We start from the raw sequence: 10,771 nt of genomic DNA, 5'->3' as shown, positions 1-10,771 counted from the left end.
CCTTTCAGCGCCGATGGTACTGCAGGGGGGACCCTGTGGGAGAGTAGGACACCGCCGAACAAATTTTATGCCCCGGTCCCTGGACTTATGTCCAGAGACCGGGGCTTTTTTGCGTTCAGGGATCGTATTCTCAGGACCGGAGCTGGTCCGAACAGCAAATTTGAGTGAAAGCAGGCGTCCGATGGGAACTGTGGTGCATGTCCCCCAGACTCGGGACATGATCGGAGAGGAACTCTCCGGTGACGAGGCCCTGATGGCTCTGCGGCATTACGGAGGCCGCAAGCTGTTCCTCGATGCCTTTTCCCGTTTCCGGTACGCGGACGGGTTCAGCCACGCGCGGTCGCTGGCTTTCCAGGTGGTGCTGGGCATCGTGCCGTTCGCCATCGCCCTCGTGGGCGTCGCCGCGTCCGTGCACACCGACAGTGTGGGGCGGGTCGTGGAGCTGACGCTCGGGCACATCGTGCCGGGTGCCAGCAACGAACTGGTCGAAGAGGCCCTCGCGGACACCCGGCGTAGCGCCGGCGGCAGTACGTCGATCGCGGTCGCGATGTGGCTCGGGCTCGGCTTCGCCATACTGAACCTGACCTCGGCCATGGGACAGATCGAGCGCGGCAGCAACCGTATCTACGGGATTGAGAGGGACCGGCCCTTCCTCATGAAGTACGGACGGAGCCTGCTGCTGGCTCTGGGCGCCGGTATACCGATGGTGCTGGGCTTTCTGTCCCTCGTCGCCGGTGAAGCGGTGGGGGAGTCGCTGGTCGAGGCGCTCGGGTGGCCCGCGTCCCTGCTCGACGTGTGGGGGGCGCTGAAGGCCCCGGTCGGTGTCCTGCTGGCGCTGCTGGCGTCGGCGGTGATCTTCCGCTGGGCGCCCCGGCGTGACCAGCCCGGTTACACCTGGCTCGCCGTCGGGTCCGCCGTACACCTGACGCTGTGGGTGGTGGCGACCTGGCTGCTGGCCCTGTACGTCGCCAAGAGCGGCTCCTTCGGGGCCGTCTACGGGCCGCTCACCGCCTTCGTCGCCCTGATGCTCTGGGCGAACCTCACGGGCATCGCGCTCTTCCTGGGCCTTGCGTTCGCCGCCCAGCTCGAAGCGGCCCGCGCCGGCATCCTTGAACCGGTCAGGCCCGACCCCGGTCCGGGGGCCTGAGGGGCGTTCGACGGGGAGGTGACACCGGACGGCACGGTCCTGCCCGAGCAGGCGCGGCGCCTCGAAGCGCTGGGGACTGGGCCGGCCGCCACGAGCAGGCGGTGTACGGCACGGGCCGCGGTCTTCCGCACGGTCACTTCTACGGCCCGTCCACCCTGTCGGCCGACCGCCGCACGCTGTGCCTTTCCGTCTTCGACCGGCCCCATGAGTGCCGTGCTGCGCGGCGTACGCAATCAGGTGCGGGTGCGGGCACTGGGCTCCGGCGCCGAGGTCCGCCACGAGCGCGTCGGCGGCCCGCTGCGCACGGTGCCGGCCGTCGGCCAGGACGGTGAACTCGACGTCTACCGCGAGCACACCCGGGACTGACTGGCCGTCAGGCGGGCGGCTGGGAAGGGACCGCCGCGATGGAGCGCCCCGCCCACGCGGGAGGCTCCTCGGCCAGTGCCGTCAGCCGCTCGCGGACGGCGTCGGGTAACGGGGCCGCGCGGCCCGCCTTCTGGTCGACGTGGACGGCGAGCAGTTCGGTCGTCGCCACGGGAGCGGCGTCCGGGGCGGGGGCCGCGCCCGCCGTGCCGACGACGTACAGCTCATGGGCGAAACGTGCCTTCTTCGCGTCCGCGCCCAGGATCCGGGTGCGGACGGCGAGGTGGGCACCTTCCGCGACGTCGCGCAGATAGCGGATGTGCGCCTCGACCGTGTAGAGGGAGCAGCCGGTGCTTTCCCGGTACGAGGAGTGCAGGCCGGTCTCGATCATCATGGCGTCCGTCGCGTACCCGAAGACCAGGACGTAGAAGGCCTCGCTCATGTGGCCGTTGTAATCGATCCACTCGGGCCGCACGGTCTGGTGCAGGAGGGGGAGGGGCTCGCTCATCTCACTTCTCCAGCCGGCCGGTCGCCCGCAGTACGTCGATGACGCCCTGGTCCCGCTGCGCCACCAGGTCTGCGATGGTGCGGCCGCCGGCCGCCTCGTCGCAGCCGGAGACCACCGCGTCGTACAGCTCCTTGTCCAGTTCCGGTGCTTCGAGCCGTGTCCACGGTGACTTCAGCGACGGGCCGAAGTGGTCCAGCATGTGCGCCATGCCGCCGTCGCCGCCCGCGAGTGGGGGGGCGGTGGGTGGGGGGATGTAAGGGGTTCGGTTCAGCCGCGGTGGACGGGGGCGGACAGGGTGGCGTCCACGTAGGCGAGCAGCGCCGCCTGCATGTCCTCGGGGCTGGTGCCCGCGTCCGGTGCGGCGCCCGCTTCCGCGTCCGGTGCGGCGGCGAGCACCTGGGTGGCCAGGCCGTCGATCAGCGCGGTCAGCCGCAGCGCGGCGGCGTCCGGGTCGGTGGGGCGGAAGACGCCCTGGCCGATGCCGCGCCGCAGGACGTCGGCGACCGTCGCACGCCACTGCCGGTAGTACGCGACGTGCAGCCGGCCCACGGCGGTGGAGCGGGCCGCCTCCGCCCACAGGTCGAGCCAGACGCTCCACTGCCACCGTTGCTGCTCGGTGTACGGCGTCTGGAGCTCGATCAGCTGCCGCAGCTCGTCCGCGGCGTCACCGGTGTCCCCGGCGTCGGCGATACGGGCCGCGCGGCGGGCGGTGTCCTCGTCCATGCACCAGCGCACGGCCGCTTCCAGCAGCTCGTCCCGGCCGGGGAAGTGGTAGTGGATGGCGGCGGTGCTGGTGGCGCAGGCCTCGGCGATGTCGGCGACCCGTACGGCATGGAAGCCGCGCTCCGCGATCAGCCGTACGGTCTCCCGTACGATCTGGAGCGGCCTGCCGCCCGGGGGCGCGGCGACGGCCGCGGCGCGGTCGCGCTGTGCGGCGGAGGGCTTGGCGGGGGCCTCGGGACGGGACCCGAGCAGCCAGCCCGCGTCCACGTCGGCGGTGTCGGCGATACGGGCCAATTCAGCCACGGTGAACCGGCGGGCTCCGCTGAGTGAACGCGAGAGCTTGGAGGGGTCCATGACGATCCGCCGGGCGAATTCGCGCTGGCTCACGCCGGCGGCGCCGATCACCTGACGCACTCGCCCGGCGACCTCGCCGCCGCAGTCGCCGACTCGTACTCCTGGCTCCGGCTGCATGGTCGGCCACCGTACCCGCGCGTTGAGAACAACGCAACGCCTGGTTCAGGTGGGCCCATATACGGTAACGGATTGAGCCCATTGATGAGGTGCTGACTGATGCGTCAGTCACCTGTACGGACCGTGAAAACCCCCGGCGCGGCGCCGAAGGCGGACTTCTGCAATTCTGGTCAACGGGCGATCAACTTGCCTCAGGCATGGGTCAGTTGCATTGTTATTGATGGTTGAACATGGGCATATACGCCCCAGCGTACGCGGGGTACTTAACAGGAGGCCGAGCATGACCGTAATCTCGCCACGTCGACTGGGCCAGCCATTACCGACCATGCCCTTCTACTGTCCGGTCCCGTCCGTCGTTCATCCGTCGGCCCAGGCGTTCAACGACATGACCGTCCGGTGGATGCTCCAGCAGAGCCTCGACGCGGACGATCATCAGCGCAGGCGACTCGCACTCTGCGACTTCGGCGGTCTGACGGCTTCGACCATGCCGTACGGGCAGCCCGGCCCGCTCGCCCTGATGGCCAGGTTCCACGCCGTGCTCTTCTCGTTCGACGACGGTGTGTGCGACGAGACCTATGTCACCGCGGATTCCCTCGCCCGGGAGACGGCCCGGATCGTACGGGCCGTGGAGGCCCCGACCGCCCACCGCCCGGACGAGTCGCCGCACGCGGCGGCACTGCGTTCACTCCGGCTGGAGCTGGAACGGTACGCGTCCCGGCGGCAGATCCGCCGCTGGACCGACGCCATGCGCGTCTACACCTCGGGGCTGGTGTGGGAGGCGGCCTGGCGCCGCAAGCCGGAACTGCCCTCGCTCGACGACTACGTCACGCTGTGGATGAGGGCCATAGGAATGGCTCCCTCCACCGCGATGATCGAGATCGTCGCCGGATACTCCATACCCGACGACGATCTCGAGGACCCGCGTGTCCGGGCACTCACCGAGATCACCTGGACGCTGGTCAGCTGGGACAACGATCTCTACTCCCGCAACAAGGAGCTGCTGCGGGCCGACGACGACCTCAATCTGATCGACGTCCTGTGCCAGGAACTCGGCTGCGATCCGCACCACGCCCTTCAGCAGGCCGTGGCCATGCGGGACCGCGTGATGGTGCTCTTCCTCCGGCTGCGCGACCAGGTGATCGAGGACGCGGGCAGTGAGCTGCGCCGGTACGTACAGGGGCTCGGCCAGTTCATCCGGGGGCACCTCGACTGGGCCTCCGTCTGTCCCCGCTACAGCGTTCCCTCGGCCTCGGAGGGCAAGCCGGACGGGTGGTGGAAGCAGCGTCCGGCCGACGACAGCTTCGAGCCGCTTCCCCTCCCGACGATCTCCTGGTGGTGGGACCAGCTGTCAGTCAGTAACCGCGCCACCAGCGGGTGACCGACTGCCACATCCGCTTCGGTGCCGCCGGCCTGCGCTGAGCCGGAATCACGGCTTGCGCCTGCGCCGCCGAGGACGACGGCGCGGCGGGGGCCGGCATCGGGGCGGACGGGGGCACCGGCTCCGGTTCGGGCTGCGGCGCGCTCGCCCTGGGCGGCGATTCCACCTGCCAGTCCGGGAGCGGTGTCGCGCGCGTCATCGCCCCCGGGGAACTGGCGACATCCTGCGGCGGACGCGCGGCGAACTTGGCCGGGAGCGCGATCAGATGCCGGGAAAGGAGCGAACTGCGCCACCGCAACTCGTGCTCCTCCACGGCGAGCTGAAGGTCGGGAAGACGCATCAGCAGCGCGTCGATGCCGGTGTCGGCGATGGCGCGCCCGATGTCCTGCCCCGGGCACTCGTGCGGTCCGCTGCTGAAGGCGAGGTGGGCGCGGTTGCCCTGCATCGAGGCGTGCGGATCGGGCCGTACCACCGGGTCGACATTGGCGGCGGCCAGCCCGACGATGAGGGCGTCGCCCTTCTTGATCTGCTGACCGCCGAACTCCGTGTCACCGACGGCCCAGCGGCCGAAGATCGTGGTGAAGGGCGGCTCGTCCCACAGGGTCTGCTCGACCGCCTCGGGCAGCGTCATGTGACCGCCGCTGAGCTGGGCGCGGAAGCGCGGGTCGGTGAGCACCATGCGCAGTACGTTGGCGATCAGATTCGCGGTGGTCTCGTACGCCGCGATCAGCACCAGCCGCAGGTGCTGGCTCACCTCGTCGTCGGTGAGACCGGCCGGGTGCTCGACGAGCCAGGTGGTGAAGTCCTCCTCGGGCGTGATCCTGCGCCGGGCCACATGCTTCCTCAGCACGTCCATCACATAGGCGTTGCTGGAGTTCGCCGTCGCCGTGCCCTTGATCATGTCGCGGGCGCACTGCACCATCCGCTCGTTGTACTCCTCCGCCATGCCGAGGATCTGGCACATCACCATCATCGGCAGGTGCTCGGCGAACCGGCTCACCAGATCGGCCCGGCCGTCCTGGCAGAACTCGTTGACCAGCCGGTTGCTGAAGCGGTTGATGTGGCGGCGTACGCCCCGGTGGTCGATGCGTCCGATGCTGTCGGTGACCGCGCCGCGCAGCCGCTCGTGTTCCGCGCCGTCCGCGAAGACGCAGATGGGCTGCCACGTGAAGATGGGGGCCAGCGGATGGTCGGGGGGTACGGTGCCGTCCTTGACGAGACGCCAGTGGCGCGAGTCGCGGGAGAACTGCGACGGGGTGCGGGTCATGTGCTGGTTCTCGGTGTGGCCGAGGACCAGCCAGGCCGGTACGTCGTCGTTCAGCAGCACGGGCGCCACCGGGCCGTGCTCGGCGCGCAGCTTCTCGTACAGGCCCATCGGGTCGTTCTCGTGTTCGGGCCCGTACAGCCTGTGCAGGCCGCCCGGGCCCCTGCCGGCGGTGGCGTGGGCCGGGCATCCCGGGGGCGGAAGGGCCCCGTCGTCCGCTCCGGGTAGATGGTGGAAAGGGGTGGTCACGGTCACTCCAGGTATCGGGCGGTCAGGCAGACGGTTACAGGGACAAGGAGTGCAGATAGCGCATCAGCGTCAGGAGGACATCGCGGCAGGAAGCGCGCCCTCGCGCGTCGCAGTCCACTATCGGCACTTCGGGGGGCAGGTCGAGGGCGGTCCGCAACGCCTCGACGGGGTGACGGGGTGCGTCGGGGAAGGTGTTGATGGCGACGACGAACGGCACACCGCGCTCCTCCAGGCGGCCGATCACGTCGAAGCTGACTTCGAGGCGGCGGGTGTCGATCAGCACCACCGCGCCGAGAGCGCCCTCGAAGAGGCCGTTCCACAGGAACCAGAAGCGCTCCTGGCCCGGTGTGCCGAAGAGGTAGAGGATCAGCTCGTCGCTGATGCTGATCCGGCCGAAGTCCATGGCCACCGTGGTGGCGGTCTTGCCCTCCAGGTTGTCGTCGACGCCGACCCCGGCCTGCGTCATGGTCTCTTCGGTGGTCAACGGGCGGATCTCGCTCACCGAGCCCACCATCGTGGTCTTGCCGACCCCGAATCCGCCCACGATCACGACCTTCACCGCGGCCGTGGCCGTGGTGGGGAGGACGTCCTCGCGGCGCGGGCCGGTGATCGTCTCAGAGTTTCTGAAGTCCATGCATCACCGCTTCGAGAAGGGACCGGTCCGGCAGAGCGGCGCGGACGATGGGCGCCCGCGACTCGACCAGTTCGGTGGCGAGGAGGTCGGTCAGCAACGCGGTCACCACGCTGAAGGGCAGACTGAGGTACGCGGAGATCTCGGCGACGGACAACGGCGCCCGGCACAGCCGCAGGATGGCGGCCTGCTCCGGCTGGACCGTCGGTGTCGGCTCGGTGCGGGCGACGACCATCGTGACCAGGTCGAGAGGGGCCCGTTCCGTGCCGTCCGGGCCGCCGGTGAGGACGTACAGCCGTTCCGGGTCCCCCGTTTCGCGGGGTCGCCGTTCTCGTTGGGGCGGACTCATACGGTCTGCCCGTCATGGCGCGGAGGGCTCGTCAGGTGGGCTCCGATACGGATGACCAAGTCCCGCATGCGGGCCCCCATGAGACCCGCGTCCACCGTCTCGTCGGCGAGTACCGCGAGGTACGCCCCGGTTCCGGCCGCCATCAAGTAGAAGAGACCGCCGTCGACTTCGATGACGACGAGCCGCATCTTGCCCTCGCTGTGCGGGATTTCGACGGCGACGGCCGCGGCGAGGCTCTGGAGCCCCGCGCACGCTGCCGCGAGCCGGTCGGCGACGTCGGGGTCGCCGCCGTGCCGGGCGATGCGCAGTCCGTCCGCGGACAGGACCACGATCTGCTGGACCTGCGGCACCCCGTCGGCCAGCTCCTTGAGCATCCAGTCGAAATTCGCCCGTTGCTGGATCACTTGAGATCTCCCTTGTCCAACGCATCGTCAGGTTCGTCATCGGCCGACGGGTCCGACGGTGTCCCGTTGAACCCCTTGGTGAAGGCTTCGAGCCAGAGGCCCGGCTCCGGTTCCTTGGCCGCGCCGTTGGCCTGGCCGTTGAGCGGCGTCCGGGGCTGCGGTTCGGCCGGCACCATGTGGGAACCGAGCGGTGCGCGGCCCCGGCTGCGGCGCTGCGGAAGCCCGTTCGCCGTCCATTCGGTCACCTCGGGGACGTCCTCCTCCCTGGCGACGGGGGCAGGGGCGGGGGAGGGTGCGGGCACCGGGTGTTCGGGCCGGGCGGCCGGCCGCAGCTTGCGCCTGGGGATGCGTGCCTCTTCCGCGCTCGACAGGCCGGACGGGCCCTGCCGGGGGACCGCGGTGGCGCCGATGCCGTGGGCGATGCCGGGGGCGGGGCCGGTGGTGATCACGTCGCGCGGCACGATGAGCACCGCGCGTACCCCGCCGTACGCGGACTGGCGCAGCGAGACCTTCAGGTCGTACATCTGGGAGAGGCGGCCGACCACGGCCATGCCGAGCCGCGGCGTCTCTCCGAGGTCGTTGAGGTCGATGCCGGCCTGGGCCTGGGCCAGCATGCGTTCGGCCCGGCCCCGGGCCTCCTCGCTGAGGCTGACGCCACCGTCCTCGATCTCGATGGCGATGCCGGTCTGCACCTCCACCGCGGTGACGTGCACCCGGGTCTGCGGCGGCGAGTAGCGCGTGGCGTTGTCGAGGAGCTCGGCGCAGGCGTGGATGAGCGGTTCGACGGCCGTGCCGATGACGGCGACCTTGGCGATCGAGTGCAGGTCGACCCGCTGGTACTCCAGGATGCGGGACATCGCGCCGCGCAACACGCTGAACAGCGGCACGGGGTTGGGCCACTGGCGCCCGGGGCGGCCGCCGCCGAGTACGGCGATGGAGTCGGCGAGCCGGCCGATCAGCGAGGTGCCGTGGTCGAGGCGCAGCAGGTCGTCGAAGACCTGGGGGTTGCGCCCGTGGTCCTCCTCCATCATCCGCAGCTCACTGGACTGCTGGTGGACGATGGCCTGTACGCGGCGCGCGATGTTGACGAAGGCGCGCTGCGCGGAGTCTCGCATCGCCTCCTCGGTGTCGACGATCTCCAGGACGGAGCGCACCAGGGCGCGCTGCGGATCGCGCAGGTCGCGGTAGGCCGGGTCCCCGTCCACCGCCGTCCGAATCACCTCGGCGGGCGACTGGCCCTGGCGGAGGAGGCGGATGGCGTTCGGCAGCAGCTCCTTGCTGAGCCGCAGGGTCTCCTCGTCGTGTCCGGTGACGCGCTGTTCGAGGAAGGCGAGGCGTTTCCCGTACTCCGCGTGCAGGGCGCGCACGGCGCGGCCGCGGCGGACGGCTTCGGCTGCGGTCGCCGTCACCACCACGGTCGCCAGGGCGCCGAACCAGACGACTGGTATCCGGGCGGGCTCCGGTACGAGGAAGAAGGCGGCGACGGTGGCCGCGGCCATCAGGAGGACGGGTGGCACGAGCGCGCGGAAGAAGGGGGACTCTCGGTCAGTCGGAGGTGATTCAACACGAACCATGTAAACCCTCTGGCGGTCGATGCGGGGATGTATTCGAACTATCAAGACACTTGCGAACAAGTGCGTGATTTCATATCAACTCGGCGCGCTTCGAGTGAGCTTAGTCAGACCGGATCAGCGCGACGGCATATTCACGCAACCCTCTGCACGGGCCTTGCCGACGGTTTAGACTCGCCAATTTTGCACGCTGGGCTTGCAGTTGTGAGCAAGGAGTAACCGAACGGGTGACGGATGGACCTGTGTACGCCGAAGGCCGCCCCCGCGGTGGCGGGGGCGGCCTTCGGCGTACGTGTGGAAGGGGAGGAAGGGCGGGACGGGACGGGCGGGGGAAGCCCCGCCCCACGGGTCAGGCGATGGAAGCCGAAATGATCGCCGCCACCGCGATGTTGCACGACGCCGTCACCCACACCGCCGGGTGCGGCTCGTCCTGGACCAGTGTCTCGCCCAGCTTCCCCGGCGTCACCAGGTCGACGACCAGGAACGCCACCGCCATCATCACGAGTCCCAGAACCCCGAACGCGGCCGTCGACACGAGCCCCTTGCCGAAGTCGTTGTACGTCGTCCAGATCGAGGTGAACACGACCCCGCCGATGCCCAGCAGCGCCGAGCTGAGCAGAAGCGCCGCGTTGCGGTTGCGCTCCTCCCAGATCTGCCGGCCGAGCTTGCCCGGCGTCAGGGCGTCCACCAGGAATATGCCGAGCGTCAGCAGCACCACACCCAGGGCGCCGTAGGCGGCGGAACGGCCAAGTCCGTTGACGATGTCTTCCATTGGTCCCAGTCTCCGCAGGTGAAGTCGATCGTGGTCGAGGAGAGGCAAAACCTATCGCACGGGCTGCCGGGGCGGCCGGACGGGTTGTGGGGCGGCGCAGCGGCGTCCCGCAAGAGCGATTACGATCCGAACGCATGAGCGCTGCTGACCAGGAACGGGCCCGGGAACAGGACGAGGACGGCCCCCCGCCCGTACGGACCGGTGGCCTCGCGCCGCGTCAGGCCAGGCGGATGCGCGTCGCCGCAGCCTCGGTCCTGATGGTCGCGGTGGCGGCGGTGCTGGTGGTGCGGCTGGCGAGCCGGTCGTCGGTCCTGGTCGTCGGGGTGTACGGGCTGGCGCTGATCCTGTGCGGCGGCGTGATCGAGCTCAGCCGGCGCGGGCGTACGCGGCTGGGCACCTGGCTGCTGGTGGCGGGCCTGGCGGGGGCGGTCGCGGCGGACGTGTTCTTGATTCCGTGACCGGTTGTCCCCTCGCACCCTTTTTCGTCCGTCCCCGGGCGGGTCGCTGCGGCCTGCCCCGTCCCCCTGTCCGCCGCGAAGCCGGACGCCTTCCGGGACCGGCGCGCCACCGACCCGGAGCAGGCGGCCGGTGCCCTCTGGCCGACCGTACGCACGGTCATCCGCGCACCGGGCGTGATCTGCGACGGCACGCCCGACAACGTTTTCCTCACGGAGGTCTCGCACCGGATCGAATCGGGCGACAGGGAACCGGCCGCACGGGAGCGCAAGGCCATGGACGCCCGCGCGCGGGCCCGGCAACGGGCCCGAACGCGGCTCGGCGCCACGGGCGAGGATCCGCCCGAGGCGCCGAAGCCGGTTTCCAGGGCCTCAGGGCCCCGGGACCTCTTAGTCGAGGTAGTCGCGCAGGACCTGCGAGCGCGACGGGTGGCGCAGCTTCGACATGGTCTTGGACTCGATCTGGCGGATGCGCTCACGCGTGAC

12 protein-coding genes and 1 pseudogene are annotated in these 10,771 nt (G+C 70.2%); 4 read left to right on the top strand and 9 right to left on the bottom strand.

What is annotated here, in order from left to right; genetic code table 11:
• Positions 1–181: 181 nt before the first annotated feature.
• Positions 182–1,147: a YihY/virulence factor BrkB family protein gene (locus ACWD0Y_RS34550; protein ID WP_093797690.1), complete on the top strand. Its 966-nt coding sequence runs from the start codon at positions 182–184 to the stop codon at positions 1,145–1,147.
• Between the two features lie 204 nt (positions 1,148–1,351).
• Positions 1,352–1,513 (top strand): hypothetical protein, encoded by a 162-nt coding sequence (locus ACWD0Y_RS34545; protein WP_450264219.1) that lies wholly within the window; start codon positions 1,352–1,354, stop codon positions 1,511–1,513.
• Between the two features lie 7 nt (positions 1,514–1,520).
• Here ACWD0Y_RS34545 and ACWD0Y_RS34540 read toward each other — a convergent pair whose 3' ends face one another.
• The 3 genes and pseudogenes from ACWD0Y_RS34540 to ACWD0Y_RS34530 form a co-directional block, all read right to left on the bottom strand.
• Complete coding sequence (locus ACWD0Y_RS34540) at positions 1,521–2,018, bottom strand: thioesterase family protein (protein WP_450264218.1); 498 nt, start codon at positions 2,016–2,018, stop codon at positions 1,521–1,523.
• Position 2,019: 1 nt separating this feature from the next.
• A pseudogene (locus ACWD0Y_RS34535) lies at positions 2,020–2,247 on the bottom strand (L-carnitine dehydrogenase); the annotation flags it as partial.
• A 38-nt stretch (positions 2,248–2,285) separates the two neighbouring features.
• The gene (locus ACWD0Y_RS34530) at positions 2,286–3,212 is read right to left on the bottom strand and encodes a TetR family transcriptional regulator C-terminal domain-containing protein (RefSeq protein ID WP_450264217.1); all 927 of its coding nucleotides are present in this window, start codon (positions 3,210–3,212) and stop codon (positions 2,286–2,288) included.
• Positions 3,213–3,537: 325 nt separating this feature from the next.
• Here ACWD0Y_RS34530 and ACWD0Y_RS34525 point away from each other — a divergent pair, with 325 nt between their 5' ends.
• Positions 3,538–4,590 (top strand): terpene synthase family protein, encoded by a 1,053-nt coding sequence (locus ACWD0Y_RS34525; protein WP_450264216.1) that lies wholly within the window; start codon positions 3,538–3,540, stop codon positions 4,588–4,590.
• On the opposite strand, the gene ACWD0Y_RS34520 is transcribed toward ACWD0Y_RS34525, so the two are convergent.
• The 6 genes from ACWD0Y_RS34520 to ACWD0Y_RS34495 form a co-directional block, all read right to left on the bottom strand.
• Entirely contained in the window at positions 4,565–6,103 is a 1,539-nt protein-coding gene (locus ACWD0Y_RS34520) for a cytochrome P450 (RefSeq protein ID WP_450264215.1), read from the bottom strand. The two genes, ACWD0Y_RS34525 and ACWD0Y_RS34520, sit on opposite strands and share 26 nt — an antisense overlap.
• A 34-nt stretch (positions 6,104–6,137) precedes the next feature.
• Positions 6,138–6,737 (bottom strand): GTP-binding protein, encoded by a 600-nt coding sequence (locus tag ACWD0Y_RS34515; RefSeq protein ID WP_093797680.1) that lies wholly within the window; start codon positions 6,735–6,737, stop codon positions 6,138–6,140.
• Positions 6,718–7,083, bottom strand: a complete 366-nt coding sequence (locus ACWD0Y_RS34510; protein WP_450264214.1) for a DUF742 domain-containing protein — start codon at positions 7,081–7,083, stop codon at positions 6,718–6,720. Before ACWD0Y_RS34510 ends, ACWD0Y_RS34515 begins: the two co-directional genes overlap by 20 nt.
• A complete protein-coding gene (locus ACWD0Y_RS34505; RefSeq protein ID WP_450264213.1) occupies positions 7,080–7,487 on the bottom strand; it encodes a roadblock/LC7 domain-containing protein in 408 nt (135 codons plus the stop codon). Before ACWD0Y_RS34505 ends, ACWD0Y_RS34510 begins: the two co-directional genes overlap by 4 nt.
• Complete coding sequence (locus ACWD0Y_RS34500; RefSeq protein WP_450264212.1) at positions 7,484–9,061, bottom strand: ATP-binding protein; 1,578 nt, start codon at positions 9,059–9,061, stop codon at positions 7,484–7,486. The genes ACWD0Y_RS34505 and ACWD0Y_RS34500 overlap by 4 nt, the downstream gene beginning before the upstream one ends.
• Before the next feature lie 346 nt (positions 9,062–9,407).
• Entirely contained in the window at positions 9,408–9,830 is a 423-nt protein-coding gene (locus tag ACWD0Y_RS34495; RefSeq protein WP_344490701.1) for a DUF350 domain-containing protein, read from the bottom strand.
• A 134-nt stretch (positions 9,831–9,964) separates the two neighbouring features.
• Between ACWD0Y_RS34495 and ACWD0Y_RS34490 the strand changes: the two genes are divergently transcribed.
• A complete protein-coding gene (locus ACWD0Y_RS34490) occupies positions 9,965–10,288 on the top strand; it encodes a hypothetical protein (RefSeq protein WP_450264211.1) in 324 nt (107 codons plus the stop codon).
• The last annotated feature ends 483 nt before the right edge of the window (positions 10,289–10,771 follow it).

The sequence above is a fragment of the Streptomyces altiplanensis genome (assembly GCF_053591575.1).
Note: the sequence above shows the minus strand (reverse complement) of the source record. Positions and strands in the feature narration are given on the sequence as shown.

Bases quoted from the DNA above. Each gene is read 5' to 3' on its own strand.
- ACWD0Y_RS34510 (WP_450264214.1), bottom strand. From the start codon at position 7,083: ATGAGTCCGCCCCAACGAGAACGGCGACCCCGCGAAACGGGGGACCCG.
- ACWD0Y_RS34525 (WP_450264216.1), top strand. From the start codon at position 3,538: ATGCCCTTCTACTGTCCGGTCCCGTCCGTCGTTCATCCGTCGGCCCAG.
- ACWD0Y_RS34540 (WP_450264218.1), bottom strand. From the start codon at position 2,018: ATGAGCGAGCCCCTCCCCCTCCTGCACCAGACCGTGCGGCCCGAGTGG.
- ACWD0Y_RS34500 (WP_450264212.1), bottom strand. From the start codon at position 9,061: ATGGTTCGTGTTGAATCACCTCCGACTGACCGAGAGTCCCCCTTCTTC.
- ACWD0Y_RS34490 (WP_450264211.1), top strand. From the start codon at position 9,965: ATGAGCGCTGCTGACCAGGAACGGGCCCGGGAACAGGACGAGGACGGC.
- ACWD0Y_RS34495 (WP_344490701.1), bottom strand. From the start codon at position 9,830: ATGGAAGACATCGTCAACGGACTTGGCCGTTCCGCCGCCTACGGCGCC.
- ACWD0Y_RS34530 (WP_450264217.1), bottom strand. From the start codon at position 3,212: ATGCAGCCGGAGCCAGGAGTACGAGTCGGCGACTGCGGCGGCGAGGTC.
- ACWD0Y_RS34545 (WP_450264219.1), top strand. From the start codon at position 1,352: ATGAGTGCCGTGCTGCGCGGCGTACGCAATCAGGTGCGGGTGCGGGCA.
- ACWD0Y_RS34515 (WP_093797680.1), bottom strand. From the start codon at position 6,737: ATGGACTTCAGAAACTCTGAGACGATCACCGGCCCGCGCCGCGAGGAC.
- ACWD0Y_RS34550 (WP_093797690.1), top strand. From the start codon at position 182: ATGGGAACTGTGGTGCATGTCCCCCAGACTCGGGACATGATCGGAGAG.